The sequence below is a fragment of the Micromonospora sp. ZG13 genome, from assembly GCF_059359355.1.
This window is the reverse complement of record NZ_JCADBQ010000010.1, coordinates 191,092-217,529: the sequence shown is the minus strand read 5'-3', so window position 1 is coordinate 217,529 and position 26,438 is coordinate 191,092. Positions and strand designations below refer to the sequence as shown.

Genomic DNA, 26,438 nt, shown 5'->3' with positions numbered 1-26,438 from the left:
ACCGCATGAGCGTCGACAACCTCGCCGACTGGATCGCCACCCGCGGCTACACCGCCTGACCAGCAGCCCCGCACCACGCAACGACGACAAGGGCCGACCCCCACCCGGGGGGCCGGCCCTTTCGTCATACCGTTGTCGGGCGTCGAGCTAGCCGGAGGCGCCACGCCGCCGAGCCGGGACGTTGCGCCGAGCCCGGGGACCAGCCCTCTCGCCATGCAGCGCCAGCCCTCCCGCCCGGGTCGACCCCGTCCGGGCACCCGCCGCCGGTCGCTTCCCGGGTCCCCCGTTCGCTGCTCGTCCGGCTCAGGACCGGCGGTTGCGCTCCTGGATGAGCCGCTCGTCGAGCCGACCCAACTCGTAGATCGCGTTGAGTTCCGTCGGCAGGTGGGTCACGTTGTCGGCCACGGGTTCCTCGTACGGGTCCGGGGTGAGGGCCGCCGGACTGGCCGCGCCACTCGCCGACCCGGCCGCGCCGGTCGCCGGGCCAGCCGTACCGGTCGCTGCGACGGCAGGCTGGCGACGCCGGGTCAGGACGAGCAGCACGGACAGCACCAGGACACCCAGCGCCAGGCAGTAGACCAGCCACCGGTCCACTCCCCCGTCGTCCTCGCGGGGCGGGGCCGCGACCGTCGAGGGAGCGTCGGAGGCGGCGCCCGGCCCGTTCGCGGGCGGCGCCTCACCCTCCCGTGCCGCCGGGCGTCCGGCGGTCCCGTCGCGGGAACTCACGGGTGCGGATCCGGCGACGCTGGCGCTGGCGGGCGCGGACCGGCCGGGCGCCACCGGGGCGACCGAGGGGCCGACCGGGCCCGGGGCGGGCGCCGTCGAGTGGGACGGGACGGGCGTCGGGGAGGCGCCCGGGGTGGCCTTCCCACCGCCGTCGAGCAGGTCGTCGACGACCCGCCCGACGCCGTCGAGCAGGTCACCCACCGGGCCGCCGGAGGGCGTCGGCGCGGGAGCCAACGCCAGGGTCAGGGCGAGCGCGGCCACGACACGCATGGTTCACCTCGGAAGGGGTCGATGTGCCAGGCACCGTACCGCACTCCGGGTGGTCGCCGCGTGACGCCCCGGCGGCACGGCCCCCGAAGACAGACGTACGGGGGACGCCGTCAGCGGCGTCCCCCGTACCGGGGTGGGTCAGACCGGCAGGCCACCGACCTGGGTGTTGATCCAGGTCCGGATGGACGGCAGGTCCACGTAGATGGACGGGCCGGTGGCGCAGGTGGAGTTGTTGTTGCCGGCCCGGCTGGTGGCGCCGATCAGGGCCCACGCCCCGTTGATCCGGCGCACCTGCGGGCCGCCCGAGTCGCCGTAGCAGGCGCCCGCGTTGCCGTTGGTGTTGTTGGTGCAGATCTCGTACGGGCCGTTGATGCCGAGGCAGCGGCTGTCCGCGACGATCGAGGTGTCCAGCTCGTGCGCGACGGTCGGGGCGCTACCGCAACCCCGGGGGGCGCAGGTCTGGCCCCAGCCGATGATCCGGGTGGCGGTGCCGACCGCGCCGGAGGTGCTCGGGATCGGCGCCGGGGCGTAGCTGACCGAGCTGGACAGCTGGAGCAGCTTGACGTCGACGCTCGGGTGGTTCACCGCCCGGATCACCGAGACGACGGTGCCGCCGCTGTTGCGGTAGATGCTGCCGACCCGCACCGAGGAGGGAGTCCCGCAGTGCTTGGCGGTGACCGCCCAGTTCGCCTTGATCAGCGTGCCGGTGCAGCCGGAGACGTACACCATCCACGGGTAGTTCTCGGTGGCCGGCCGGCCGTTGACCACCAGCGGCGAGATGTCGTCGGTGTCGTTCCACGTGAAGGTGCCGGTCGGCGCCTCCGCCGCGGCGAGACCGCCGGCGAAGAGCTGGTCCACCCGGGACGCCTCGGCGGCGCTCGGGTAGGCGTTGGTGCAGGAGACCGGCGCGCTGCTGCCGGACATCAGGTCGGAGCAGAGCCCCGTACGCCGGTCGGGCAGGCCGAGGATGTGGCCGAGCTCGTGGGTGGCGATGCGGGTGCGGTTGTACCCCTGGTTGACGGCGGTCCAGCCCATCCAGACCCGGCCGGCGCCGAGGCTGGTGACCTGGGCGCGCGGCCAGCCACTGTCGACGTAGATGGTGACGTTACCCGGCGTGCGGGGGACCAGCCGGACGTTGCTGACCTGGCTGTTCCAGATGGTCGCGGCCTGGTCGAAGTTGGTGCGGAACTCGCCGGCGCGGCTCGCGTCGTAGTAGACGGTGCGGGCGGCGGCGGACGCGCTCGTGTCGGTGGCGACCTGCATTCCGGTTGCGGCCAGCACCGCCGCCAGCGCGGCGGTCGCCGCGCGCAGCAGTTGTCGTCGGAACATACACGCACTCCCTGAGTTGGCCGGCGGCGTGCCACCGCCGGTCATCGATGTACGTGAATGCTAGAGCGAGGGCCGTCGATATGCGGCATAACGGAATCGTCATACCGGCCGCACCGCCGCGCGCCGCACGGACCGGATCGGCGCGCAGTCGCGGCGGGCCGCATCGGGCCCGGCCACGCGGCTCGGCCCCGACCGCCGCCGGCCCGGCCGCAGCCTGCTCCGGCCGCCGGGAGGACCGCCCTCCGCCCCCCTCGGCGCCGCGAGCGGATCGCCCCCGGCGCCGGCGCTCATCCGGCCGACGACGCGGCGGTCCGCTCCGACGAGCGGACGGCCCGGCCGACGTCGCCGGCCGCCAGCGCGAACAGCGCGAGTGCGCCGGCGAGGGCCGCGTCCACCCCGATCACGAATCCCCGCTCCGACCCGGCCGGCGCCACGGCGACACCGGTGGCAAGCGCCACCGCCGCCGCGAGCGCCATGCCCAGGCGGGCCGACGCCTCCCACCTCACGGCCCACCGGCTCCCCGACGACCGGCCCGCCGCGAGGCCCGCGCGCAGTCGCCACGCGGCGGCGGCGATGAGCAACGCACCGAGCGCACCGGCGGCCCCGATCACCAGCCACGGCACGGCGAACGCCCCCGCCCGCCCGGCGGGCGACGACACGCCGCCCGCCGCGAGCAGCGCGAAGCCGACCGAGAGCCCGACATGCACGAGGATCACCCGCGACAGGCGACGCCGCAGCTCACTCAACTCGGTGACGGGTGTCGACACTGCCGCCTCCAATGCTCGGGTCCACCCCGCATCGTGCCACGTCGCATGCCACCCCACCCAGAGGTGACCGGCCTCGACGTTTGACAGCCAATCGACGCACTGCTATCTGTTAATACAGTTTCCTGAAGCTCCCGGTGGCCGTCCGGCCGTCGTACGGGGCCGCGGGGCCCACCGACCGGAGGCGGCGCGCCGCCATCCCACCCGAGGAGCGCCATGCCTCGCAAGCGGACAGTCGCCCAGCTCTCGGGGGCACTCGCCGTCACCGTCGCCGCGATCGGCTACGGCCTGCCCTCGGCCAGCGCCGCGGCGGCCGGGACGGTCACCGGCCTCGGCGGCAAGTGCGTCGACGTCGCCGGGGCCAACCCCGCCAACGGCACGCCGATCCAGCTCTGGGACTGCAACGGCACCGCAGCCCAGGTCTGGACGGTCGGCAACGCCGACGGATCGGTCCGCGCGCTCGGCAAGTGCCTGGACGTCACCGCCGCGTCGACCGCCGACGGCGCCAAGGTGCAGCTGTACGACTGCAACGGCACCGGCGCACAGAAGTGGACCGCCAGCAACGGCGCGCTGGTCAACTCCGGCGCGGGCAAGTGCCTCGACGTCACGGACTGGAGCACGGCCAACGGCACCCGGTTGCAGATCTGGAGCTGCTCCGGCACCGCCAACCAGCGGTGGGCCCTGCCCGGCGGCGGCGCCACGCCCACCCCGTCCGCCCCGGCCGGCGCTCCCCTCGACGACCCGGCCAAGAAGGACGTCGCCATGCAACTCGTGTCGGCGGCGGAGAACTCCTCGCTCGACTGGCGCGCGCAGTTCTCCTACATCGAGGACATCGGCGACGGGCGGGGCTACACGGCCGGCATCATCGGCTTCTGCTCCGGCACCGGCGACATGCTCGAACTGGTGGAGGCGTACACGCGGACCAAGCCCGGCAACGTGCTGGCCGGCTACCTGCCGGCGCTGCGCGCCGTCAACGGCAGCGACTCGCACGCCGGCCTCGACCCGTACTTCCCCCGCGACTGGCGCACCGCCGCCGCAGATCCCGTGTTCCGGGCCGCGCAGGAGGCCGAGCGGGACCGCGTCTACTTCAACCCGTCCGTCCGCGACGGCAAGGCCGACGGGGTGCGGGCGCTCGGGCAGTTCGCCTACTACGACGCGGCGGTGATGCACGGCTACGAGGGCATGCGCGCGATCCGCAGCCGCGCCCTGGCCCGGGCGAAGCCCCCGGCCCAGGGCGGCGACGAGCGGACCTGGCTGCACGCCTTCCTCGACGAGCGGGTCGCCGAGATGAGGAAGGAACCCGCCCACTCGGACACCTCCCGCGTGGACACCGCGCAGCGGGTCTTCCTGAACAACGGCAACTTCAACCTGAACACGCCGCTGGTGTTCGCCGTCTACGGCGACCAGTACCGCATCGGCTGACGTCCCCGGTCACGACTCCGATGCGACGCCGGCGGGGGCGGCGGTCTCCCGCAGCCGGCCGTCGGCGAGCCGCAACCAGCGGTCCACACCGATCGACGCGAGGAACCGCGCGTCGTGGCTGACCACCACGAACGCGCCCTCGTACGCGTCGAGCGCGCTCTCCAACTGCGCGACGCTGACCAGGTCCAGGTTGTTGGTCGGTTCGTCCAGCAGGAGCAACTGCGGTGCCGGTTCGGCGAACAGCACGCAGGCCAGGGTGGCGCGCAGTCGCTCGCCGCCGGAGAGCGCCCCGACCGGAAGGTGGGCGCGGGGGCCCCGGAACAGGAAGCGGGCGAGCAGGGTCATCCGCTGCGCCTCCGGCGTCGTCGGGGCGTACGCGGCCAGGCTCTCCGCCACCGTGCGCTCGGGGTCGAGCAGGTCCAGCCGCTGCGACAGGTACGCGATGCGGCCGTCGGCCCGCCTGGTCCGGCCCCCTTCCGGCTGCACGTCGCCGGTGACCAGGCGCAGCAGGGTGGACTTGCCGGCGCCGTTCGGGCCGGTGAGCGCGATCCGCTCGGGCCCCCGGATCGTCAACTCCAGCCCGTCGCCGGCGAAGAGGGCACGCCCGCCGTAGCGCACCTGCATCCCCTCGCCGTCGAAGACCGTACGCCCGGCCGGAACGTTCGTGCCGGGTAGCTCCAGCGTGATCCGCTGCTCCTCGCGCAGGGCTCGACCCGCCTCGTCGAGCCGGGCCTTGGCGTCGCCGACCCGCGCGGCGTGCGTTTCGTTCGCGCGGCCCGCCGACTCCTGCGCGCTCCGCTTCATCCCACCGGCGACGATCTTCGGCAGACCGGCGCTCTTGAGGTTGCGGGCGGCGTTGCCGGCCCGCCGCTCGGCCCGCTCGCGGGCCTGCTGCATCTCCCGCTTCTCCCGCTTGACCTCCTGCTCGGCGTGACGGACGTTCTTCTCCGCGACCTCCCGCTCGGCGCGCACCGCCTCCTCGTACGCGGTGTAGTTCCCGCCGTAGGAGCGGATCTCGGCGCGGTCGAGTTCGAGGATGCGGTCCATCCCGTCCAGCAGCGCCCGGTCGTGGCTGACCAGCAGCAGGCAACCGGTCCAGTCCGCCAGCACGGCGTGCAACGTGCGGCGGGCGTCGAGGTCCAGGTTGTTGGTGGGCTCGTCGAGGAGGAGGACGTCGGGGCGCCGCAGCAGTTGCGCCGCCAGGCCGAGGGAGACCACCTGCCCGCCGCTGAGGGTGTGCAGCCGGCGGTCGAGGGACACGTCGTCGAGGCCGAGGCGGTCCAACTGGGCGCGGGTGCGCTCCTCGACGTCCCAGTCGGTGCCGATGGTGGTGAAGTGCTCCTCGTCGGCGTCCCCGGACTCGATGGCGCGCAGCGCGGCGAGGACCGGCGCGACACCCATGACCTCGGCAACCGTCAGGTCACCGGTCAGCGGGAGGCTCTGCGGCAGGTAGCCGAGCACGCCGTCGACGGTCACGGAGCCGCCCGTGGGCCGACATTCACCGGCGATCAGCCGGAGCAGCGTGGTCTTGCCGGCGCCGTTGGGCGCGACGAGGCCGGTGCGGCCGGCGCCCACGGTGAACGACAGCCCCTCGAAGACCGGGGTGTCGTCCGGCCAGGAGAAGGAGAGGCGCGAGCAGACGATGGAGGGTTGCGACATGGGGAGACCCTTGCGGTGACGTGGGCGCGCCCGGCGCCCGGGAGACGGGATGCGGCAACGACGCCCTGGGCCCACGGCGGCGGTCGAACGCCTGCCGGTGGCCGGGCACCATCCGGTGTCACCCGGAGATGTCGTCGTCACCCGCCATGTCTGGTCTCCCTGTCCCGATCACTGCCGCCCATCCTAACAGCGCGTGTCCGACGCGACGGGTACGCGCGCCGGCGTCAGAGACCCGCGCAGGGCGCGTCGCCCAGCGCGCAGTCCTCGGGCGCCCTGGTGAGCGGGTCGACGTCGCGGACCGCGAACGTGAACGTGCGGGAGCGACCGGCCGGCACGGACGGCCCGGTGAAGGTGACGACCTGCCCCTCCTGCCGCCAGTCGGCCCCGCTGACGTCGGTGAGCGAGCCGCCCTCGGCCAGCGTGACGACCACCTTCCAGCCGTTCACCGGCGCGCCGCCGGGATTGTCGACGACCACCTCGCCCGTGTAGCCGAGCAGCCGCGTCGACACGGTCTCGTAGCGGGCGGTCAGGGCGGGCGCCGACGGCGCGCCCGAGCTGGGCGTACGCGACGGCGTGGCCGAGGGGGTCGCCGACGGCGTGCGGCTCGGGCGGGACGGGCTCGGTGAGGCGCTGCGCGTGGGGCGGGCGGAGGGCGTCGGCTGCGGCGTACGGCTCGGGGTGGCCGTGGCGGTCGACGACGGTGCCGGAGCCGGGCCGGCGACCGGCTCCGGGTCGGCGGGCGGCACGGCCCACACCGCCGCCCCGGCGACCAGCACGACGCCGACCAGCCCGCCGACCAGCAGCGGCCAGCGGCGGCGGCCCGGGGCCGGCTCGTCGTCGACGCCCTCGGTCACGGGCATCTCGGCGGTCATCCCCGCCTCGCCCCGGCGCAGGTCGACCTGCCGGAAGGCCAGCCAGTCGAGGATCGCCGGCAGCCGCCCCGTCAGCGCCTGCCGGTAGGACTCCTCGCGGCCCTCGCGCTGTTCCTCGGCCCAACCGCCGTGCTCCAGCACCTCACGCACCGACAGCCGGCAGCCCTCGGCGGTGGGGGCGACGACACAGGTCAGCCGGCTGCGTCGGCCGCCCTCGAGGCACCGCAACGCGATCAGCTCCGGCTCCCGCCGGTCGGTCACCTCCGCGTCGACGGCGGCGTCGAACCCGGGCAGGCCCGCCGTGAACAGCAGCAGCCGGCCGCGCGCCCCGGCCATCGGCTCGACCTCGGTGAACCACCGGGCGAGCAGGGTGCGATCCGTCAATGCGTGCCACACCCGGTCCGCCGGGTGGAACAGGTCGACCTGTACGTCGATCTCGGTCACGGCGAGACTCTACGGGTATCGATCGGGGGCCGGCCCGGACGGGGGGATCCCCACCGGACGCCGGCCGCGCCGCCCGGGCCGTACGACCGGCGCCCGCCCCCGTCCGGGCGCCGGTCGACGCTCAGCCCTTCACGCAGACCACCTGCTTGAGGTGCGCGACCACCTCGACCAGGTCCTCCTGCTGCGCCATCACCTGGGTGATGTCCTTGTACGCGCCGGGGATCTCGTCGACCACGCCGGCGTCCTTGCGGCACTCCACGCCGGCCGTCTGCGCGGCCAGGTCGGCGGTGCTGTACGTGCGCTTCGCCTGCGCCCGCGACATGCGCCGCCCCGCCCCGTGCGAGGCGGAGCAGTACGCGTCCGGGTTGCCCTTGCCCCGCACGACGTACGAGCCGGTGCCCATCGAGCCCGGGATGACGCCCAGGTCCCCCCGGCCGGCCCGGATCGCCCCCTTGCGGGTGACCAGCACGTCGACGCCGTCGTAGCTCTCCTCCGCCACGTAGTTGTGGTGGCAGCTGATCGGCTCGTCGTAGCCGACCTGCGGGAACTGCTCCCGCACCACGCCGCAGAGCAGGGCGAGCATGACCGCCCGGTTGCGCCGCGCGTACTCCTGCGCCCACCACAGGTCCCGGCGGTAGGCGTCCATCTCCGGCGTGCCGGCGAGGAACACCGCGAGGTCCCGGTCGGGCAGGTCGGCGTTGTGCGGCAGCCGCCGGGCGACGGCGATGTGCCGCTCCGCCAGCTCCTTGCCGATGTTGCGGGAGCCGGAGTGCAGCATCAGCCACACCCGTCCGTCGTCGGCGCCGCCCTGCTCCAGGCAGACCTCGATGAAGTGGTTGCCGCCGCCGAGCGTGCCGAGCTGCCGCTGGGCTCGCGTCTCCAGTTGCGCCACCCGCCGGTCGAGGTCGGCGAACCGGCGCCAGAAGTCGTCCCAGCCGGCCTGCTCCAGCCCACGGATCCGGCGCGGGTCGACCGGCTTCTCCCGCTGGTTGAACCCGACCGGGATGGTGGCCTCGATCGCCGAGCGCAGCCCAGCCAGGTCGTCGGGGAAATCGGCGGCGGTCAGCGTGGTGCGCACCGCCGACATGCCGCAGCCGATGTCGACGCCGACGGCGGCCGGCGAGACGGCCTGCCGCATCGCGATGACCGAGCCGACCGTGGCGCCCTTGCCGAAGTGCACGTCCGGCATGACCGCGACGCCCTGCACCCAGGGCAGCGCACCGATGTTGCGCAGCTGCTGGGCGGCCTGCGGCTCGATGGCGTACGGGTCGGTCCAGACCCGTACCGGCGCGCGGGTGCCCGCGAGCGGGGTGTAGCTCATCGTCGTCTCCTCGTGTCGTCGGCTGGTCGTCGCCGTAACGGCGGAACCGGAAGGGATCGACGGCCGCCCGGGAGTCGAACCCGGTGGGAGTGGCCGCTCGGCCTCTCCCGCGCCCGGCGCGCGGCCGGCCCGAAGGGCGGGGCCCGACGGGTGCGGCGGTCGACCTGACTCGCACCGGGTGGACGAAAGAGCCGCCCGTTCCCCGGTGGGGTGGGCGGCTGCGCGTATGCGTCGGCGCTAGCCGCGCCACCACCCCTGTCGCCGGCCCCGTTCGGGGCGGCGCCGCCAGTGGGCCCGTCCGCCTGTGGACAGCGCGGCCCCACCACGCGGCGTCGGCCACGTGGCGTCGGTGCGGGTGCGCTGCGACACGGCGTACTCCCCTGGGGTGGTTCGGTTGACCTTGCGCCGATGACGGTAGGCGGGCCGCAGGGGCCGCGCAATGGATATTCGGGGACACACGTGCCCGGCGGCGAGGATGAGAACTTCCCTAAACTTCCCTATGGGGGCTAGATTGGGTGCCGATGAGTGAGGAAATGTTCTCAGTCGAGCAGGTGGCCGAACGGTTGGGACTGCACGTGCGCACCGTGCGTGGCTACATCCGCGCCGGTCGGCTCAGGGCGGTGCGGATCGGCAAGCAGTACCGGATCGCCCGCGCCGACCTCGACGCGCTGACAGGCCGGCCGGCGCCCGCCGGCGGCGCGGCGGTGGAGGTGTCGAGCATCCTGCAGATCGACGGCGTCGACCGGGCCGCGGCCGACCGGCTGGCCACGCTCGTCCTGGCCACGGCGAACACCAACCACCAGCCCGCACACCCGCTGCGCATCCAGACCGTCCACGACGAGGAGCGAAACCGCATGAAGATCGTGATACTGGGCGGCGCCTCGGCCACCGCCGACGTGCTGCGTCTCGTCGACGCCGTGCTCGACGGCGACAACGGCCTGCTCACCGGGGAGGCCGGCGGTGCCTGACGTCATCCAGGAGCGGGCCGGGGTGCCGGTGCTGGTGTGCGACCCGGACGGTCCCCCCGTGGCCACCGAGCAGGACGCGCTGGACCTGATCGGCGCGGCCTTCCTCGGCGCCCAACTGGTGGCCGTGCCGGCGAGCCGGCTCGACCCCTCCTTCTTCGCCCTCGGCACCCGCTTCGCCGGCGAGGTCATGCAGAAGTTCGTCAACTACCGCATCCGCCTGGTCGTCGTCGGCGACATCGCCGCGCATCTCGCGGCCAGCTCGGCCCTGCGCGCCCTCGTCCACGAGTCGAACCGGTCCGGGCACGTGTGGTTCGTCCCCGACCTCGACGCCCTCGACGCCCGGCTGGCGCCGGCGGCGGGGCGCGGGCCGGACGGGGCACCGACGCGCGGCTGACCGCCCCGGGGTTGCCGGCCGGCGGGGCGGGTAACCGGCGCGGATGAGGCCCGGGGCAGAGCCCGTGGACGTCGACGAGCCGCTGGCCGTCGACGTACCGCCCGCACCGCACGACGCCAGCGGCGAACGCGTGCCGACCCGCGACCTGGCCGGGCTGGCGCCGGCGGCGCGCCCGGCGCGGCGGTGGACGCCGCGCCGGGTGGTCGCCACGCCGGCCGCACTCGCCCATCCGCACGGCCGGCGGATCGCCGAGCGGGTCGAGGCCCTGGGCATCGAGGTCGAGCGGCTGCGCGCCAACCGGCTCACCGGTGTCCGGGGCGACACGGAACGGCAGACGTACGCGCGGGCGAAGGCGACCATGGCGATCGTGGTCAGCCCGCCGTCGCGCCGCAGGCTGCAACCCATCGCGCCCAGCGCCGACTGGCGCTTCGACCTGGCGGAGGGCTGCCCCGCCCACTGCCAGTACTGCTACCTGGCCGGCTCGCTGTCGGGGCCGCCGGTGACGCGGGTCTACGCCGACCTGGACGACATCCTCGCCGGCCTGGCCGACTACGCCGGGCGGGGCACGGTGACCAGCCGCAGCACCGCGCGGGCCGGCGAGGGCACCACCTTCGAGGCGTCCTGCTACACCGATCCGCTGGCCCTGGAGCACCTCACCGGCAGCTGGCGGCGGGCCGTGGAGCACTTCGCCGGCTGGGACGCCCCGGTGCAGCTGCGCTGGACCACCAAGTACGCCGACGTCGACACGTTCGTCGGGCTGCCGCACGCCGGCCGCACCCGGGTGCGGTTCAGTGTCAACTGCCGCCCGGTCAGCGAGCGGATGGAGGGCGGCACCGCCACGGTCGCGGACCGGCTGTCGGCGCTGCGTCGACTCGCCCTCGACGGCTACCCCGTGGGCCTGACCGTCGCGCCGATCATGCCGCTGCCCGGCTGGCGGGAGCACTACGGCGAACTGCTCGACGCGGTGGCCGGCGCCGTCGCCGGAGTGCCCGGGCTCGACCTGACCGCCGAGCTGATCACCCACCGCTTCACCCCGGGCAGCAGGGAGGTGCTGCTGGGCTGGTACCCACGTACCCGGCTGGAGATGGACGAGTCCGCCCGCACCCGCAGGTACGGCAGGTTCGGCGCGGTGAAGTACGTCTACCCGCGCGACACCATGGCGGAGCTGCGCTCCTGGTTCGAGCGCGAGCTGGCGGCCCGGCTGCCGGCCTGCCGGGTCCTGTACTGGACCTGACGATCCGCTACGGTCGACGACCGTGGCCCTGACGCGTGTCGACCTCTACTCCGAGGTGCTCGGTCTCAGCACCTCGATGACGGTGATCCTGCCCCAGCAGACCACCACGCAGATCGGCATGTCCGGCAGCGCCGGGCAGGGCGACCCGCCCGTGCTCTACCTGCTGCACGGCCTGTCCGACGACGACACGATCTGGCTGCGCCGCACCTCGATCGAGCGGTACGTGGCGCCGCTCGGCCTGGCCGTGGTGATGCCGCAGGTGGGGCGCAGCTTCTACGCCGACGAGGAGCACGGCAACCGGTACTGGACCTTCCTCACCGAGGAGTTGCCCCGGCTGTGCCACGGGTTCTTCCGGCTCTCCGCGCGCCGGGAGGACACCTTCGTCGCCGGACTCTCGATGGGCGGCTACGGCGCGCTGAAGTGGGCGCTGCGCGAGCCGGGCCGCTTCGCGGCGGCGGCGAGCCTCTCCGGCGCGCTCGACGTGGCCGCCCGCCGCCACGCCACGACCGCGCCCCTCGACCCCGCCGTCTGGCACACCGCCTTCGGCGAGCGCACCGTCGCGGGCAGCGACGACGACCTCCTCGCCCTGCTCGGCAGGGCCACGCGCGACGACCTGCCCGCGCTGCGCGTCGCCTGCGGCACCGAGGACTTCCTGTACGAGGACAACCTGACCTTCGTGGCGGCGGCCCACGAGCGGGGCGTGCCGCTCACCGTGGACTTCTCCCCCGGCGCGCACGACTGGGCGTACTGGGACGCGAAGATCCAGGACGTGCTGGCCTGGCTGCCGCTGCGCACCGGCGGCTGAGCGCACGGGGCGCGGAAGCCGCCAGCCGGCTCAGGCGCCGACAGCGCCGTCGATGCCCTCGCGCAGCAGGTCGGCGTGACCGTTGTGGCGGGCGTACTCGTGGATCAGGTGCAGCATCACCAGCCGCAGGGACACGTCCTCGCCGGACCTGGCGTGGCGGCCGGTCACGTCGAGCGACTCGGCCGCGCGCTCGATGCGGCGGGAGTGCGCCACCTCCCGCTGCCAGGCGTCGAAGGCATCGGCGCGGGTGGCGCCGCTCGCGTCGTACGCCACCTGGAAGTCACCGGAGTCCGACCAGACCAGCGGCACGTCCTCGCCGTCGATGGTGCGGCGGAACCAGGCCCGCTCCACCTCCGCCATGTGCCGGACCAGGCCGAGCAGCGACAGGGTGGACGGGGGCATCGACTGCCGGCGCAGGTCCTCGTCGGACAGGCCGTCGCACTTCATCGCGAGGGTCGCCCGGTGGTAGTCGAGGAAGGCGCGCAGCATCTCGCGCTCACCCCCGGTGACGGGCGGCCCGATCCGTTCGGTGGCCACGGCCCACTCCCCCTCGCGTGACGGCACACCCGCCGTCCGACGGTCGCTCGGCTGCGCGGCGGGACCCCGCCGCAGGGTGATCATGCCGGACGTCGGCGGGGACGCGGTACGCGGCCGCCGCCCTCCGACCCGTGGCACCCCGAAGGTCCCGACCGGACGCGCCACGACCCCGTGATCAGGCCAGGAGCAGAAGGCCATCCTGTTTGTCCGGTAGTGCTCCCGTAGAACGACTGATGACCTGCGAATATGACGAAATTCGTCGCTCAGAGGCGATAATTTGACGAGTTAGCCAGGATCTATGGACATGAACCGCCGGCACTCGTAGGGTCTCACCATCTTCCGATGATCCTGGAGATGACGTGAACACTGCCGCCACGGAAATTCCCGCCAACTTGGCGACCGACCTCCACGCCGCCGCCACCGTGGTGGACGGGAGCACGGTCATCGAGCTCAGCGACGCCCACCTCGACCGGATCCGGCGAGGCGGCGTCACCGCTGTCAACCACACCGTCACCAGGCCGTACGCGGACACGGTCACCGCCCTGCGGGAGGTGAACCGGTGCCGCAGGTGGATCGACGAACACTCCGACGACGTGCTGCTCGCGCTGACCGTCGCCGACATCGAACGGGCCAAGGCCGAGGGCAAGGAGGCCGTCATCTTCGGTCCGCAGGACACGGAGATGATCGGCGTCGATCTCGACCTGCTCGGCACCTTCTACGATCTCGGCGTCCGCATCCTGCAACTGACCTACCAGCGGCAGAACCTGCTCGGCGCCGGCTGCGGCGAGGAGACCGACTCGGGTCTGACGCACCGGGGTCGCCGCTTCGTCCAGGCGATGGACGAGCTGGGCATCCTGGTCGACGTCTCGCACTGTGGCGAGCGCACCGGCCTGGACGCCATGGAGGCGTCCGCCAAGCCGGTCGTCGTCACCCATTCCTTCTGCGACGCGATGTCGCCGCACATCCGGGCCAAGTCCGACGGATACCTGCGCAGTCTCGCCGAGCAGGGCGGCGTCATGGGCATCACCACCTTGTCAGGTTTCCTGTACTACCCGGAGGACCCGTCCCGGCGTCCGGATCTCGCCCGCTTCGTCGAGCACGTCAGCCGCGTGGTGGAGGTGGCCGGCATCGACCACGTCGCGATCGCCACCGACTACGACGAGACGTGGACCGAGCCGATGCGGATCGCGCAGTTGAAGTCCATCGCCCAGTCGAAGTCCAAGGAGCACCAGAACCTCCTCGGCGACTTCGGCTGGGCCGAGCGTCGGGCGATCGGGATGGACGACGCCGCGGACTTCCCCAACTTCACCCAGGCGCTGCTGGACGGCGGCTTCTCGCCGGCGGACGTGACCAAGGTCCTCGGCGGCAACTGGCTCCGGGTCTACGGACAGACGTGGAAACCGGCCTGACCTGTAAGTGCTGATCGTGATACCAGCCAAGGAGACCCATGCGAACTCGTGTTTTGACCAAGGTGCTGGCAGTGGGCGTCATCTCGGCGCTCGCCGCCGGCTGCGGAGGCGGTGAGCCTCCGTCCAAGAACAGCGGCAGCAGCTCCAACGACGGCCTGAGCGGCAACGTCCGCCTTCAGGACGAGTCGCAGCCGGCAGGCACCCCGAAGTCCGGCGGTCGGCTCCGGGTCATGATCCGGCTGGACGCGAACGAACTCGACCCGCACCGCATGTCGGAGACCTCGGCCTTCGTCATCAACGAGCAGATCTACGAGTCGCTGGTGCAGTCGTACCGGGGCGAGATCAAGCCGGCCATCGCGGAGTCGTGGACGCAGAGCACCGACGGCCTGTCGGTGACGTTCAAGCTGCGCGACAACGCCGTCTTCCACAGCGGGCGCAAGGTGACCGCGGCGGACGTGAAGTACTCGATCGAACGGACCAAGGACCCGGCGACCCGGGCGCCACGGGCCCGTAGCTACGAGGGCATCACCTCGGTCACGGCGCTCGACGAACGTACCGTCGAGATGAAGCTGGCCAAACCGAACGCCGCGATCCTGACCCTGCTCTCCACCGCCGCCTCGTCGATCGTGGACCGCACGGTGGCCGAGGCGGGCGGCCTCAACGGCAGCGTCGACGGCGGCAGCGGCCCCTTCAAGATGGCCTCGCGGGTCACCGGCCAGGCCATCAAGCTCGACAAGCACGCCCAGTACTGGGAGCCGGGCGTCCCCTACCTCGACGGGATGGACTTCACGTTCAACCCGGACGACAACGCCCGCGCCGCGGCGGTTCGCAGCGGCACCGTCGACTTCCTCTGGCGTCCCGCGCCCGAGTTCATCGACGCGCTCAAGCGCGACGAGAAGCTCAAGTGGTACGGCGGCTCCGGGTCGCTCTCGCTGCACCTGCGGCTCAACACCTCCAAGGCCCCGTACGACAACGTCAAGGTCCGGCAGGCCATCTTCCTCGCGCTCGACCGCCAGGAGATCCTCAACGTGGCCAACTCCGGCTTCGGGACCGCGCTCAACGCCGGATACCTGCCACCGGACCGGTTCGGCGCGGTGCAGGAGCCGATCTACGGCAAGGCCGACATCGAGAAGGCCAAGGCGCTGCTGGCCGAGGCCGGGTACCCGAACGGCTTCGAGGCCAAGCTCATGGTCATCGCCACGTCGGCGTTCCAGGTGCGCTCGGCCGAGGTGGAGCAGCAGCAGCTCGCCAAGATCGGCATCAAGGTGACCATCGAGTCGGTCGAGTCGACCATCGCCGACACGAAGACGAAGTCCGCCGACTTCGACATGTACCAGTCCGGCTTCGGTCTGACCTACGACCCGGACGAGCGGTTCACCGCCAGCTTCCTCTCCGGCGGCGGCCTGAACTACGGCAACTGGACCGATCAGGAGTACGAGAACCTCGTCGTGCAGGCCCGCTCGGAGATGGACAAGGACAAGCGCGCCGCGCTCTACCAGCAGGCCGAGAAGATCCTGGCCGACCGCGGGCCGGTGGCCATGACCTTCCTGAACGCGGACTTCGACGTGGTGCAGAAGGACGTCATGGGATACCAGGGCGACCCGACACCGACGTACCGCTTCTACCGGCACATCTGGCTCGACCGCTGACGCCGTGGCGGGGACGCCGGCCTCCCGGCGCCCCCGCCACCCCCGCAGGACGACGAAAGGCAGGCCCATGACGGCTGTACCGCTGACCGACCGCTACGTCATCGCCGCCCGGCTCAAGGGCTATCTCAACAAGCACGGCGAGTCGGTGGCGCTGCTGACCGAGGCGCTCGAGCTGGAGCCGGGCAGCGCACGCCTGCTGCGCTTCCGTGGGCACCGGCGCATCTCGATCGGCGACTACGCCGGCGCCATCGCCGACCTGCGCGCCGCGGCCGACCAGCTGCCCGGCGTCGAGGACGAGTACGAGATGTACCAGCCCGAGGTGGAGAAGGACGTCGTCAGCCTGATCCTCGGCAGGCCCGAGCAGGTACGCCCGCAGCACCTCACCGACACCATGGCCGCCCAGGACCCGCAGGCCCTCGGCCGGTACCACACGACGCTGCACGCCGGCATCTGGTACCACCTCGGGGTCGCCCAGTACCTGAGCGGTGACTTCGAGGGCTGCCTGCCCAGCTTCCGCGCGGCCGAGGAGTCCTCCCGGCACCAGGAGGGCACCGTGGCGTCGCAGGACTGGCAGTACATGGCGCTGCGCCGCCTCGGCCGGCCGGCCGAGGCCGAGGAGGTGCTCGACCGGTTCCGCAAGATCGCCCTGGTCCAGGAGGACCACCTGGTCGGCTACGAGGGCCGGATGCAGCTCTACACCGGCGACATCACCCCTGAGCAGCTGTGGGCCATGTGTGACGGCAACGACCTGAAGACCGTCACACAGGGCTACGGTCTGGGCAACTGGCACTACTACCAGGGCGACATCGAGAAGGCCCGCGAGGTCTTCGACGGGGTGCTGCGGACCGGTGTCACGCACGCCTTCGCCTACCTCGCGGTCAAGGCCGAGTACGCCAACAATCCCGACTTCGCCGCGGCGGCGACGACAAAGGAGAACTGAGGACGATGGCAATCATCCGTGCCGAGATCGGCAAGCGTGACCAGGAGACCAAGAACGCGATCATCGCCGAGCTGACCGACGTGCTGGTCAAGTACGGCTCCCCGCGGGAGAACACCCACGTCCTGCTGTACGAGGTCTCGTACGACAACTGGGCCAAGGGCGGCCTGACCTACAACGAGCGGAAGAAGCAGGCGCAGGAGTCGTCATGACCACCGCCACCGGGGGACCCCACGTCCTGATCACGCCGAACCTGGCCGAGCTGCTGCCGCAGCTGCGCGAGCGCTATCCACAGTGCCGGTTCACGTCGGTGCCGGAGGACGAGCCGGTACGTGCGGAGTACCTCGACGCCGAGGTGATCCTACGCAGCGCGATGAACGAGGACACCTTCGACGAGCTGCTCAGCAAGTGCGACGGCCTGCGCTGGGTCCAGATCACCGCCGCCGGCTTCGACTGGGTGGGCGGCGACATCATGCGCCGCCGCCTCGACGAAGGGCTGGTCTACACCCGATCCGGGAACTCCTACAACGTGCCGATCGCCGAGTACGTCATCGGTGCGGTGCTGCTGCACCAGCGGGCGTTTCCCGAGCTGCGCGAGGCCCAGGAGCGCCGGGAGTGGGTGCGCATCGTCGGCCGGGACCTCATCGGCAGCACCATGCTGGTCTTCGGCACCGGCGGGATCGGGCGCGAGGTGGCCTGGCGCGCCAGGGCACTGGGCGTCACCGTGATCGGGGTCAACCGTGCGGGTACGCCCGCCGAGGGCTTCGACCGGGTGGTCTCGTTCGCCGACCACCTCGCGCAGCTGCCCGAGGCCGACTCCGTGGTGCTGGCCATGCCACTGACCAGGGAGAACCGGTACTTCTTCGACGCTGAGCACTTCGCGGCGATGAAGGAGACCGGCATCCTGGTCAACGTCGGGCGGGGTGCGCTGGTCGTCGAGGACGCCCTCGTCGACGCCATGCGGCAGGGCCGGATCGCCGGTGCCGTGCTCGACGTGTTCGAGGAGGAGCCGCTGCCCCCGGAGCACCGGTTGTGGGGGCTGCCCCGCACGACGCTCACCCCGCACACGTCGTTCCGGGGTTCGGGCAACCTGCAGCGGCTCTACGCGGACTTCTGCGCCAACTTCGACCTGTACCTGGCCGGTGAGCCGTTGACCGGCACGAAGCGTCAGCCCGAGCTGGGGTACTGACCGACCCGTCCGCGTCGTGAGGCGGCGGAGCACCTGGATACGGATGCTCCGCCGCCTCACGTCGTGCCCGGCCGCTGCCGCCCGGCGTCCGGGGGGACGCGGCGCCTGATGTCGTCAACGACTCAGCTCGACAGGGCGGACACGCCGTACGCGTCCCGCAGACACGCCGGCGGCCGACCCGGTCGATCGGGTGGGCCGCCGGCGTCCTGCGGTCCTGCCGGGGATCACCCGAGCAACGAGCGGGCCGCCGCCAGCACGTCGTCCTCGCCCAGCAGCACCTGGTCGGCGGCCGGGCCCAGGGGAACGTAGCTGTCGACGCTGTTGACGCGCGAGATCGGGCCGGTGAAGCCGCGGTCAACCAGCGCGGCCACCACCGCCTCGGAGACGCCACCACTGGTGCGGCTCTCGTCGACGACGAGCACCCGCGAGACCCCGGCGAGCGCGGCGCGCAGGCTCACGGCCGGCAGCGGCGACAGCCACTGCAGGTCGATGACCCGGGTGCTGACCTGTCGTTCCCGGGCCAGCGTCGCGGCCACCCGCAGGCTCATCGGAACGCCGTTGCCGAAGGTGACCATCGCCAGGTCCGTGCCCTCGCACACCGTCCGCACCTGGCCGAGCGGGTTCTCCGTCGCCGCCCAGTCGGCCGGCTCCGGATAGTCGGCGAGCCAGCCGCCGTCGCCGTCGGTGTGCAGGTCACGCCGATGGTAGAGCGCGATCGGCTCCAGGAAGACACACACCCGCCCCTCCTGCTCGGCCAGGGCGAGACACTGGCGCAGCAGGGCGGGAGCGGTGGCCGGGTGTGCGGCGACCGCGAAGGCCAGCCCGGGGATGTCCCGCAGCACCGCCACCGAGTTGTCGTTGTGGAAGTGCCCGCCGAACCCCTTCTGGTAGGCCAGGCCGGCGATCCGCACCACCATGCCGTTGGAGTACTGCCCGTCGGAGAAGAAACGCAGCGACGCGGCCTCACCGCGCAGCTGGTCCTCCGCGTTGTGCAGGTAGGCCAGGTACTGGATCTCCGGGATCGGCAGCGTGCCGGCCAGGGCCCCGCCGAGCGCCACCCCGAGGATGGTCTGTTCGTCGAGGAGGGTGTCGAAGACCCGGCTGGCCCCGAAGACCTTCCGCAGCCCCCGGGTGACGCCGTAGACGCCACCCTTGCGCGCCACGTCCTCGCCGAAGACCTGAGCCTGCGGCCAGGTCAGCAGCGCGTCGTGCAGGGCGGCGTTGATCGACTGGGCCAGGGTGAGCGGGCCGCGGGACTCGGGGGGTCTGCCGCCGAACGCCCTCTCCCGTCCGGCACCGGCACGGCGCGCGGCGGCGCCGACCCGGTCCACCCGCCGGGCGGTCAACGGTGCGGTCACCGCCGCCGGGTCGTCCAGTCGCCCGACCCGGCCCAGCATCAGCTCGGCCTGCTCCATCACCCGCTTGCGGGAGTGCTCGTAGCGGTCGAGGGTCTCGGCCGGGCTGAGTATCCCGCGCCGCGCGAGCAGGGCCGCGGTCGCCAGGATCGGATCGCGGGCGTGGTCGGCGAGGATCTCCGCGCGGGCGCGGTAGGCAAGTTCGGCGTCGGAACCGGCGTGGCCCATGAACCGTACGGTGCTCAGGTGCAGCACGGCGGGCCGGCGCCGGGTACGCACCTGGTGCGCCACGTCGGCCGCGGTGGCCAGCAGGCCTGCGGGATCGGTGCCGTCGGCGTACGCGTAGTCGATGCCGGGCAGGGCCGACAGCATCCGGCGCACCCAGCCCCGCGGGGAGCGGGTGCTGATGCCGATGCCGTTGTCCTCGCAGACGAACAGCAGCGGTACCGGGATGCCCTGGTGGGCGCTGTAGCCCACCGCGTTGAGGGCGCCCGCCGCCGTGGAGTGGTTGGCAGAGGCGTCGCCGAAGCTGCACACCACCACGGCGTCGGCCGGGTATCCGGTGTCGGTGACGCCCCGGTCGAGCGCGAACGCCAGGCCCATGGCCCGCGGCAGGTGGGAGGCGATCGTCGACGTCTGCGGGATGATGTTCAGGTCCCGGTGGCCGAAGACCTTGTGCCGACCACCGGAGATCGGGTCCTGCCGGGACGCCGCCGCCGAGTGCAGCACGTCCGCGATCGGCGTGGAGCCGGCGACCTGACCGGCCCGCGCGGCGTAGAAGCCGCCGGAACGGTAGTGCAGCAGGGCGGGATCGGTCGGGCGCAGCGCCAGCGCGACGGCGGCGTTGCTCTCGTGCCCGCTGGAGCCGATCGTGTAGAACCCCTCCTGCCGGGCCTGCAACCAGCGCAGCGCGAGGTCGAGGTGCCGGCTCTGGATCTGGGCGTCGAGGTAGTCCAGCAGCAGGCCGGGGTCCACGTCGACGTCCGGGGAGGTCTGCTCGGGCAGCGACTGACCCGCGGACCACTCGGTGAGGCGGCGGACCAGATGCTCGTCGATGGATTCCACGCGGTTGTGCTCCTTGCGGGTCAGCGACTGGAACGGCCCCGCAGCCGCGGGTCCAGAACGTCGCGAAGGGTGTCGCCCAGGAGGTTGAAACCGAGAACGGCGATCATGATGCAGACCCCTGGTACGACCGACGGCCAGATCGACATCTCCATGAAGGACTTGCCGTTCGAGAGCATCGAGCCCCAGGACGGTTGGGGCGGCTGCACGCCGAGCCCGAGGTAGCCCAGGGACGCCTCGATCAGGATCGCGTAGGCGATGCTCGTGGTGAACTGCACCGCGATCGGGGCGACCGAGTTGGGCAGGATGTACTTGAGGATGAGCCGGGTGTTGCTCAGCCCGACCGCCTGGCCCGACTCCACGTACGGCTCCCGGCGCACCGACATCGCGGTGCCGCGCACGATCCGGGCGAAGCTGGGGATGAAGACGATGACCAGGGCCAGGACGAGGTTCTCCGTGCCCGGCCCGCGGGCGGCCACGACCGCGAGGGCCAGCAGCAGGGTGGGGAAGGAGAACATGATGTCGGTCGCCGGGGTGATGATCGCGTCGAGTACGCCCCGGTAGAAGCCGGCGAGCAGCCCCAGCAGGACGCCGATGGCCCCGGCGCAGGTCACCACGATCAGGCTCACCGTCAACGAGGTGCGCGCGCCGTAGAGCGCCCGGCTGAGCAGGTCGCGCCCGGCCTCGTCGGCGCCGAGCGGGAAATCGCCCCCGGGCGGGGCGAGCCGCTGGTCGGACATCGCGGTCGGGTCGTACGGGGAGATCAGCGGGGCCAACGCGGCGGCCGCCATCATCAGCACCACGATGACCAGCCCGACCAGGCCGACCTTGTCACGCGTCAGCAACCTCAGCAGGTGCCCGCCACGACGCCCGACAGACTTCAGGGAGGCGCCCTCCTGCTGCTTGCCGGGACGTTGGCGGGGGCCGGGAACGACTTCAGTGACCACTGCGCAACCTCGGATCCAGGTAGGTGTAGAGCAGGTCGACGAGGAGGTTGACCACGACGTAGAAGAAGGCCAGGAAGAGCAGGGTCCCCTGGACGACGGGGTAGTCACGCTGGCTGATCCCACGGATGACCATGGTGCCGAGCCCCGGCCAGGCGAAGACCTGTTCCACGATGACCGTGCCGCCCAGCAACGCCCCGGCCTGGATGCCCAGCACGGTCACCACCGGGATGAGCGAGTTGCGCAGGGCGTGCCGGACCATGACCCCGCGTTCGCCCAGCCCCTTGGCGCGGGCGGTGCGGACGTAGTCCTGGTTGAGCACCTCCAGCATGCTGGACCGGGTCATCCGCATGCTGATCGCCGCGAGACTGGCGCCGAGGGTGACCGAGGGGAGGACGAGGTACTTCAGGCTGCCCAGGAAGCCCTCGCCCTCCCCGGCGCCCTGTGACGGCAGCCAGCCCAGCGAGACCGAGAAGATGTACACCAACAGGATGCCGAGCCAGAAGTTCGGCAGCGACAGCCCGATCAGCGACGCGACCCGGGTGCTGGCGTCGAGCAGGCCGTTGCGCTTGGTGGCGCTGAGCACACCGAGCGGGATCGAGATGAGGATCGAGACCAGCAGCGCCGAGACGGCCAGCAACAGCGTGGACGGGAAGCGCTGCATGATCTCTTCGAGCACCGGCTGACCGGTGCGCATCGAGGTGCCGAGGTCGCCCTGCAGGAGGGCGCCCAACCACCGCACGAACTGTTCGTACACGGGCATGTCCAGCCCGAAGTAGCGGCGCATCTCCGCCTCGATCGCGGGGTCGCCGAAGTCCTGCCCCATGATCGAGCTGATCACGTCGCCGGGGATCATGCGGATCACCAGGAACGAGATCACCGAGATCCCGAACAGGACCGGAATAACCGATACAAGGCGGATCAGCGTGATGCGCAGCATGTCTTGCCTCTTTCGGTCTGGTCAGACTTCAGAACCGGGCGCGCCAGGATCCGAGCTCGCGTCCCAGGCGGACTCCTCGTCGCCGGTGACAGCGATGTCGCGGGCCCACTCGTGCGCACGCTTGGCGACCCGCAGCACCATCACCGAGCGGCTCTCCATCACCCCGTCGAGGTGGCCCAGCCGCTCCGTCCAGAACCGGCGCATGGCGTTGCTGGAGGCGAAGTAGCCGACGGCGATGACGTCGAACTGCCCGGTCACGTGGTAGACGTACGCGATCTCGGGCATGCCCGCAAGCTTGTCGATGAGCTGTTCGGTGCTGCCCGGCGCACTCTGGATCTCGAAGAGTGTGTGCACCGGACGCCCCATGAACGCGGCGCTGGGAATCGCGGCGAACTGCAACTGCCCGTCCGCGATCAACCTTTCCATCCGTCGTCGGACCGACCCTTCCGACAGACCGACCTTGGCGGCCAGCGCCACGTTCGTCTGTCGCGGGTCCTGGACGAGTTCCCGGATGATGCTGCGATCTTTTTCGATCGAGCTCTTGGATGCCAACGTTGCTCCAACTTCACTGGGTGGCGGTATTCGTCGCTGCCGGGAGCCTAGACGACGAACATCGTCTGTGCAACACTCCTGGTTGACGAATGGCGACGTTCAAGCGTCCAGACTGCGGGGTGGGTTCGATGGCCTTGTTGGAGGTGCGGGACCTGCGTACCGAATTCCGTGCGGCACGGGGTTCGGTGACGGCGGTCGACGGGGTCTCGTTCACCGTCGACGCCGGCGAGACGGTGGCACTGGTGGGCGAGTCCGGCTGCGGAAAGTCGGCCACCGCGCAGTCCATCATGGGCCTGATCGTGCCGCCGGCCGGACAGGTGACCGGCGGACAGGTCCTCTTCGAAGGACGGGACCTGGTGCGCCTGCGCCCTCGCGAGCTGCGGGCCGTCCGCGGCAAGGGCATCTCGATGATCTTCCAGGACCCGATGACCTCACTGAACCCGGTGCTGACCGTGGGGAAGCAACTCACCGAGACCCTGGAGCTGCACCTTGGACTCAGCCGCAGGGCTGCGCGTACGCGAGCCGTCGAACTGCTGGAGATGGTGCGCATCCCGGCCGCGGAGACCCGGCTGAGTTCCTATCCGCACCAACTCTCCGGTGGCATGCGGCAACGCGTGATGATCGCGATGGCCCTCTCCTGCCAGCCCCGGCTGATTCTCGCCGACGAGATCACCACCGCACTCGACGTGACCATCCAGGCGCAGATCCTGGAACTGCTACGGGAACTGGCCCGGGAGACCCGGACCGCCGTCCTGCTCATCACCCACGACCTCGGGGTGGTGGCCGGCATGGCGGAACGGGTCAACGTGATGTACGCCGGGCAGATCGTGGAGCGGGCCGAGACGGTCGACCTGTTCCACCGTCCGCAGATGCCCTACACGTGGGGGCTGCTGGGGTCGGTGCCCCGGCTGGACCTCGTCCGTGGCGGCAAGCTGCGCCCGATCGCCGGGCGCCCGCCGGAGCTGTCGGAGATGCCCCCCGGCTGCCGGTTCGCGCCCCGCTGCGCGCACGTCCGGGAGACGTGCCAGGGAGACGCACCCGACCTCATCACCACGTGGGAGAAGCCGGACCGGGGCCAGCTGACCCGCTGCTGGGGCATGCGACCGGAAAGCGAGGGCGGCTGGCTCTCCACCCAGGACCGGCACCCCTATCTCTCGACAGAGGAGAGCTGATGACCGAATCCCCTGTCGCCGCTTCCGAGCACGCCCTGCTGCGGGTGCGCGACCTGGCGGTCGACTTCAAGGTGCCCGCGCGTGGCAAGCTGCGTCCGGCCCGCCTGCGCGCCGTGTCCGGGGTGGACCTCGACGTCCGGCGGGGCGAGATCATCGGAGTGGTTGGTGAGTCCGGCTGCGGCAAGTCCACCACCGGGCGGGCCATCCTCCAGCTCCTCAAACCCACCAGCGGAACGGTGACCTTCGACGGCACCGAGCTGACCACCCTGAGCCGGGGCCGGATGCGGGCGATGCGCCGGCGGATGCAGATGATCTTCCAGGACCCGTACGCGTCGCTGAACCCGCGCATGACCATCGGCGAACTCATCGAGGAGCCGCTGCTCGTGCACGCGGACCTCTCCGCCGCCGGGCGGCGGGCCAAGGCGGTGGACACCATGCAGCTGGTCGGGCTCAGCGAGCAGTGGCGCGACCGCTATCCGCACGAGTTCTCCGGCGGCCAGCGACAACGGGTGGGCATCGCGCGGGCGCTGGTCAGCAACCCGGACTTCATCGTCGCCGACGAGCCGGTCTCCGCGCTCGACGTCTCGGTCCAGGCCCAGATCGTCAACCTGCTCGAACAACTGCAGGAGGAGCTGGGTCTGACGATGATGTTCATCGCCCACGACCTGGCCGTCGTGCGGCACCTCTGCGACCGCATCGCCGTGATGTACCTCGGCACCGTCGTCGAGGTGGGCGAGTGCGAGGACATGTACCGCAGGCCGCAGCATCCCTACACCAAGGCACTGTTGTCGGCGGTGCCGATCCCCGATCCGCTGGTCGAGACCGAGCGCCAGCGCGTGATCCTCACCGGAGACGTGCCGAGCCCGCTCAGCCCACCCAGCGGATGCCGCTTCCGCACCCGGTGCTGGAAGGCGCAGGAGATCTGCGCGGTGCAGGAGCCGGTGCTCACGACGGCAGCCGGCAGCGGCCACCAGGTCGCCTGCCACTTCCCCGAGGAGCCCGGCCCGATGGACCAGACCCTCGCCGCCGCGGCCGGTGGCCGATGAGCGTGACCGTGCATCTCAATCTCGTCGACGGCGAGTGGGTCGACGGGGAACGCCGGTCCAACGGCAACCCCGCCCGCCCCGGCGAAGTCGTCAGCGAGTACGCCGTGGCCGACCGGGACACCGCCCGCGCGGCGATCGAAGCCGCCCGCCGTGCGCAGCCCGGCTGGGCCAGCCAACCCGTCGGGTCCCGCATGGCCGTCCTGGACGACATCGGCACCACCATCCTGCGCCGCACCGAGGAACTCGCGGTCCTGCTCTCGCGGGAGGAGGGCAAGCTGCTCAGCGAGGCGCGCGGAGAGGTCACCCGCGCCGGCCAGACCTTCCGCTACTACGCCCACCAACTGCTGCAACCGCAGGGCGAGGTCTACTCCTCCACCCGCCCCGGCGTCCACGCCGAGGTCCGGCGCCGCCCGCTGGGCGTGGTCGGGATCATCACACCCTGGAACTACCCCCTCGCCATCCCGGCCTGGAAGGTCGCGCCCGCGCTCGCCTACGGCAACGCGGTCGTGCTCAAACCCGCCGAACTGGTCACCGCCTCGGCCGGGGAACTCGCCCGGATCATCGCCGGATCCGCGCTGCCGCCCGGCGTGTTCAACCTCGTCATGGGCGCCGGGCGGGTCGTCGGCGAGGAGCTGCTGACCTCGACCGGGATCGACGGCGTCTCCTTCACCGGAGGCACCGGCACCGGCGGCCACGTGGCACGGCAGTGCCTCGCGCACGGCAACAAGCGGTTCCAGCTGGAGATGGGTGGCAAGAACCCCCTCGTCGTGCTCGACGACGCCGATCTGGAGGTCGCGGTGCGCTGCGCCCTGGACGGCAGCTTCTTCAGCACCGGCCAGCGCTGTACGGCGTCGAGCCGGCTGATCGTGCAGGCGGGCATCCACGACCGGTTCGTCGACGCGCTGGCCGCGGCGGCCGGCGCGCTACGGGTCGGCGACCCACTCGACCCCCAAAGCGAGCTGGGCCCGGTGGTGAGCCCCGAACAGCTCGCCCAGAACCTCGACTACGTCCGGATCGGGCGCGACGAGGGCGCGAGGGTGGTGGCCGGCGGGACGCACCACCCGGACGAGGGGCAGTTCATGCGGCCCACCCTCTTCGCGGGCGCACGCAACGACATGCGGTTGGCCCGGGAGGAGATCTTCGGCCCGGTCTCCTGCGTGATCGAGGTCGACGACCTCGACGAGGCGATCAGCGTCGCCGGCGACACCGACTACGGGCTCTCCGCCGGCATCGTGACCACGTCGCTGTCGGCGGCCGAACGGTTCAAACGCGACGCCCGCGCCGGCATCGTCTCGGTCAACCTGCCCACCGCCGGGACCGAGCTGCACCTGCCCTTCGGCGGCACCGGCGCCTCCAACCACGGCCCCCGGGAGCAGGGCGGCTACGCGCGGGACTTCTACTCCGTACCGGTGACCTGCTACACCGGCTGGTGAGGACG

Annotated in this window: 24 protein-coding genes; 13 read left to right on the top strand and 11 right to left on the bottom strand. The window is 71.9% G+C overall.

What is annotated here, in order from left to right; translation table 11 throughout:
* Nucleotides 1-303: 303 nt before the first annotated feature.
* The 3 genes from AC5L34_RS21190 to AC5L34_RS21180 all read right to left on the bottom strand — a co-directional run bounded on the left by AC5L34_RS21190 (nt 304) and on the right by AC5L34_RS21180 (nt 3,092).
* A complete protein-coding gene (locus AC5L34_RS21190; protein ID WP_494826603.1) occupies nt 304-996 on the bottom strand; it encodes a hypothetical protein in 693 nt (230 codons plus the stop codon).
* 138 nt (nt 997-1,134) lie between these two features.
* Nucleotides 1,135-2,259 carry a snapalysin family zinc-dependent metalloprotease gene (locus AC5L34_RS21185; RefSeq protein WP_494826613.1) on the bottom strand — a complete coding sequence of 375 codons (1,125 nt, stop codon included), beginning with the start codon at nt 2,257-2,259 and terminating at the stop codon, nt 1,135-1,137.
* A gap of 353 nt (nt 2,260-2,612) precedes the next feature.
* On the bottom strand, nt 2,613-3,092 hold the full coding sequence (locus tag AC5L34_RS21180; RefSeq protein WP_494826601.1) for a hypothetical protein: 480 nt from the start codon (nt 3,090-3,092) through the stop codon (nt 2,613-2,615).
* A gap of 213 nt (nt 3,093-3,305) precedes the next feature.
* On the opposite strand from AC5L34_RS21180, the gene AC5L34_RS21175 reads away from it, so the two are divergent.
* On the top strand, nt 3,306-4,511 hold the full coding sequence (locus AC5L34_RS21175) for a chitosanase (protein WP_494826599.1): 1,206 nt from the start codon (nt 3,306-3,308) through the stop codon (nt 4,509-4,511).
* Nucleotides 4,512-4,520: 9 nt separating this feature from the next.
* On the opposite strand, the gene abc-f is transcribed toward AC5L34_RS21175, so the two are convergent.
* The 3 genes from abc-f to AC5L34_RS21160 all read right to left on the bottom strand — a co-directional run bounded on the left by abc-f (nt 4,521) and on the right by AC5L34_RS21160 (nt 8,807).
* Nucleotides 4,521-6,170, bottom strand: a complete 1,650-nt coding sequence (gene abc-f / locus AC5L34_RS21170; protein ID WP_494826597.1) for a ribosomal protection-like ABC-F family protein — start codon at nt 6,168-6,170, stop codon at nt 4,521-4,523.
* Nucleotides 6,171-6,394: 224 nt separating this feature from the next.
* Nucleotides 6,395-7,486, bottom strand: coding sequence for an SRPBCC family protein (locus tag AC5L34_RS21165; RefSeq protein WP_494826595.1), 1,092 nt, complete (start codon nt 7,484-7,486; stop codon nt 6,395-6,397).
* A 121-nt stretch (nt 7,487-7,607) separates the two neighbouring features.
* The gene (locus AC5L34_RS21160) at nt 7,608-8,807 is read right to left on the bottom strand and encodes an RtcB family protein (RefSeq protein ID WP_494826593.1); all 1,200 of its coding nucleotides are present in this window, start codon (nt 8,805-8,807) and stop codon (nt 7,608-7,610) included.
* A gap of 521 nt (nt 8,808-9,328) precedes the next feature.
* Between AC5L34_RS21160 and AC5L34_RS21155 the strand changes: the two genes are divergently transcribed.
* The 4 genes from AC5L34_RS21155 (at nt 9,329) to AC5L34_RS21140 (ending at nt 12,208) form a co-directional block, all read left to right on the top strand.
* Nucleotides 9,329-9,775, top strand: a complete 447-nt coding sequence (locus AC5L34_RS21155; RefSeq protein WP_363904600.1) for a helix-turn-helix domain-containing protein — start codon at nt 9,329-9,331, stop codon at nt 9,773-9,775.
* Nucleotides 9,768-10,169: a DUF4180 domain-containing protein gene (locus AC5L34_RS21150; protein WP_441176505.1), complete on the top strand. Its 402-nt coding sequence runs from the start codon at nt 9,768-9,770 to the stop codon at nt 10,167-10,169. The genes AC5L34_RS21155 and AC5L34_RS21150 overlap by 8 nt, the downstream gene beginning before the upstream one ends.
* A 64-nt stretch (nt 10,170-10,233) precedes the next feature.
* Nucleotides 10,234-11,403, top strand: coding sequence for a spore photoproduct lyase family protein (locus tag AC5L34_RS21145; RefSeq protein ID WP_441176506.1), 1,170 nt, complete (start codon nt 10,234-10,236; stop codon nt 11,401-11,403).
* A gap of 22 nt (nt 11,404-11,425) precedes the next feature.
* Complete coding sequence (locus AC5L34_RS21140) at nt 11,426-12,208, top strand: alpha/beta hydrolase (protein ID WP_441176507.1); 783 nt, start codon at nt 11,426-11,428, stop codon at nt 12,206-12,208.
* A 30-nt stretch (nt 12,209-12,238) separates the two neighbouring features.
* Here AC5L34_RS21140 and AC5L34_RS21135 read toward each other — a convergent pair whose 3' ends face one another.
* Complete coding sequence (locus tag AC5L34_RS21135) at nt 12,239-12,745, bottom strand: DinB family protein (protein WP_441176508.1); 507 nt, start codon at nt 12,743-12,745, stop codon at nt 12,239-12,241.
* 359 nt (nt 12,746-13,104) lie between these two features.
* Here AC5L34_RS21135 and AC5L34_RS21130 point away from each other — a divergent pair, with 359 nt between their 5' ends.
* The 5 genes from AC5L34_RS21130 (at nt 13,105) to AC5L34_RS21110 (ending at nt 17,929) form a co-directional block, all read left to right on the top strand.
* On the top strand, nt 13,105-14,154 hold the full coding sequence (locus AC5L34_RS21130; protein WP_494826590.1) for a dipeptidase: 1,050 nt from the start codon (nt 13,105-13,107) through the stop codon (nt 14,152-14,154).
* A 38-nt stretch (nt 14,155-14,192) separates the two neighbouring features.
* Entirely contained in the window at nt 14,193-15,803 is a 1,611-nt protein-coding gene (locus tag AC5L34_RS21125; RefSeq protein WP_494826588.1) for an ABC transporter substrate-binding protein, read from the top strand.
* A gap of 67 nt (nt 15,804-15,870) precedes the next feature.
* On the top strand, nt 15,871-16,743 hold the full coding sequence (locus tag AC5L34_RS21120; protein WP_441176512.1) for a tetratricopeptide repeat protein: 873 nt from the start codon (nt 15,871-15,873) through the stop codon (nt 16,741-16,743).
* 5 nt (nt 16,744-16,748) lie between these two features.
* Nucleotides 16,749-16,952: a tautomerase family protein gene (locus AC5L34_RS21115; RefSeq protein ID WP_089000078.1), complete on the top strand. Its 204-nt coding sequence runs from the start codon at nt 16,749-16,751 to the stop codon at nt 16,950-16,952.
* On the top strand, nt 16,949-17,929 hold the full coding sequence (locus tag AC5L34_RS21110; protein WP_494826585.1) for a D-2-hydroxyacid dehydrogenase: 981 nt from the start codon (nt 16,949-16,951) through the stop codon (nt 17,927-17,929). Before AC5L34_RS21115 ends, AC5L34_RS21110 begins: the two co-directional genes overlap by 4 nt.
* 224 nt (nt 17,930-18,153) lie before the next feature.
* Here AC5L34_RS21110 and AC5L34_RS21105 read toward each other — a convergent pair whose 3' ends face one another.
* The 4 genes from AC5L34_RS21105 to AC5L34_RS21090 all read right to left on the bottom strand — a co-directional run bounded on the left by AC5L34_RS21105 (nt 18,154) and on the right by AC5L34_RS21090 (nt 22,782).
* Nucleotides 18,154-20,289 carry a thiamine pyrophosphate-dependent enzyme gene (locus AC5L34_RS21105; protein WP_494826612.1) on the bottom strand — a complete coding sequence of 712 codons (2,136 nt, stop codon included), beginning with the start codon at nt 20,287-20,289 and terminating at the stop codon, nt 18,154-18,156.
* 80 nt (nt 20,290-20,369) lie between these two features.
* A complete protein-coding gene (locus AC5L34_RS21100; RefSeq protein WP_441176514.1) occupies nt 20,370-21,293 on the bottom strand; it encodes an ABC transporter permease in 924 nt (307 codons plus the stop codon).
* Complete coding sequence (gene nikB, locus AC5L34_RS21095) at nt 21,283-22,230, bottom strand: nickel ABC transporter permease (RefSeq protein WP_250102417.1); 948 nt, start codon at nt 22,228-22,230, stop codon at nt 21,283-21,285. Before nikB ends, AC5L34_RS21100 begins: the two co-directional genes overlap by 11 nt.
* Nucleotides 22,231-22,251: 21 nt before the next feature.
* Entirely contained in the window at nt 22,252-22,782 is a 531-nt protein-coding gene (locus AC5L34_RS21090) for an Lrp/AsnC family transcriptional regulator (protein WP_101410296.1), read from the bottom strand.
* A 128-nt stretch (nt 22,783-22,910) separates the two neighbouring features.
* Between AC5L34_RS21090 and AC5L34_RS21085 the strand changes: the two genes are divergently transcribed.
* Genes AC5L34_RS21085 through AC5L34_RS21075 form a run of 3 tightly spaced genes read left to right on the top strand, consistent with a single transcriptional unit; the run spans nt 22,911 to nt 26,433 of the window.
* On the top strand, nt 22,911-23,954 hold the full coding sequence (locus AC5L34_RS21085; RefSeq protein WP_441176516.1) for an ABC transporter ATP-binding protein: 1,044 nt from the start codon (nt 22,911-22,913) through the stop codon (nt 23,952-23,954).
* Nucleotides 23,954-25,000 carry an ABC transporter ATP-binding protein gene (locus AC5L34_RS21080; protein WP_494826583.1) on the top strand — a complete coding sequence of 349 codons (1,047 nt, stop codon included), beginning with the start codon at nt 23,954-23,956 and terminating at the stop codon, nt 24,998-25,000. The genes AC5L34_RS21085 and AC5L34_RS21080 overlap by 1 nt, the downstream gene beginning before the upstream one ends.
* Entirely contained in the window at nt 24,997-26,433 is a 1,437-nt protein-coding gene (locus tag AC5L34_RS21075) for an aldehyde dehydrogenase family protein (RefSeq protein WP_494826581.1), read from the top strand. Before AC5L34_RS21080 ends, AC5L34_RS21075 begins: the two co-directional genes overlap by 4 nt.
* Nucleotides 26,434-26,438 lie beyond the last annotated feature (5 nt).

What these genes read in the sequence shown, in the direction of transcription:
- AC5L34_RS21085 (WP_441176516.1), top strand. Translation starts at nt 22,911, where the DNA reads ATGGCCTTGTTGGAGGTGCGGGACCTGCGTACCGAATTCCGTGCGGCA.
- AC5L34_RS21125 (WP_494826588.1), top strand. Translation starts at nt 14,193, where the DNA reads ATGCGAACTCGTGTTTTGACCAAGGTGCTGGCAGTGGGCGTCATCTCG.
- AC5L34_RS21190 (WP_494826603.1), bottom strand. Translation starts at nt 996, where the DNA reads ATGCGTGTCGTGGCCGCGCTCGCCCTGACCCTGGCGTTGGCTCCCGCG.
- AC5L34_RS21175 (WP_494826599.1), top strand. Translation starts at nt 3,306, where the DNA reads ATGCCTCGCAAGCGGACAGTCGCCCAGCTCTCGGGGGCACTCGCCGTC.
- AC5L34_RS21160 (WP_494826593.1), bottom strand. Translation starts at nt 8,807, where the DNA reads ATGAGCTACACCCCGCTCGCGGGCACCCGCGCGCCGGTACGGGTCTGG.
- AC5L34_RS21080 (WP_494826583.1), top strand. Translation starts at nt 23,954, where the DNA reads ATGACCGAATCCCCTGTCGCCGCTTCCGAGCACGCCCTGCTGCGGGTG.
- AC5L34_RS21120 (WP_441176512.1), top strand. Translation starts at nt 15,871, where the DNA reads ATGACGGCTGTACCGCTGACCGACCGCTACGTCATCGCCGCCCGGCTC.
- AC5L34_RS21155 (WP_363904600.1), top strand. Translation starts at nt 9,329, where the DNA reads ATGAGTGAGGAAATGTTCTCAGTCGAGCAGGTGGCCGAACGGTTGGGA.
- AC5L34_RS21185 (WP_494826613.1), bottom strand. Translation starts at nt 2,259, where the DNA reads ATGCAGGTCGCCACCGACACGAGCGCGTCCGCCGCCGCCCGCACCGTC.
- AC5L34_RS21110 (WP_494826585.1), top strand. Translation starts at nt 16,949, where the DNA reads ATGACCACCGCCACCGGGGGACCCCACGTCCTGATCACGCCGAACCTG.
- nikB (WP_250102417.1), bottom strand. Translation starts at nt 22,230, where the DNA reads ATGCTGCGCATCACGCTGATCCGCCTTGTATCGGTTATTCCGGTCCTG.
- AC5L34_RS21075 (WP_494826581.1), top strand. Translation starts at nt 24,997, where the DNA reads ATGAGCGTGACCGTGCATCTCAATCTCGTCGACGGCGAGTGGGTCGAC.
- AC5L34_RS21115 (WP_089000078.1), top strand. Translation starts at nt 16,749, where the DNA reads ATGGCAATCATCCGTGCCGAGATCGGCAAGCGTGACCAGGAGACCAAG.
- abc-f (WP_494826597.1), bottom strand. Translation starts at nt 6,170, where the DNA reads ATGTCGCAACCCTCCATCGTCTGCTCGCGCCTCTCCTTCTCCTGGCCG.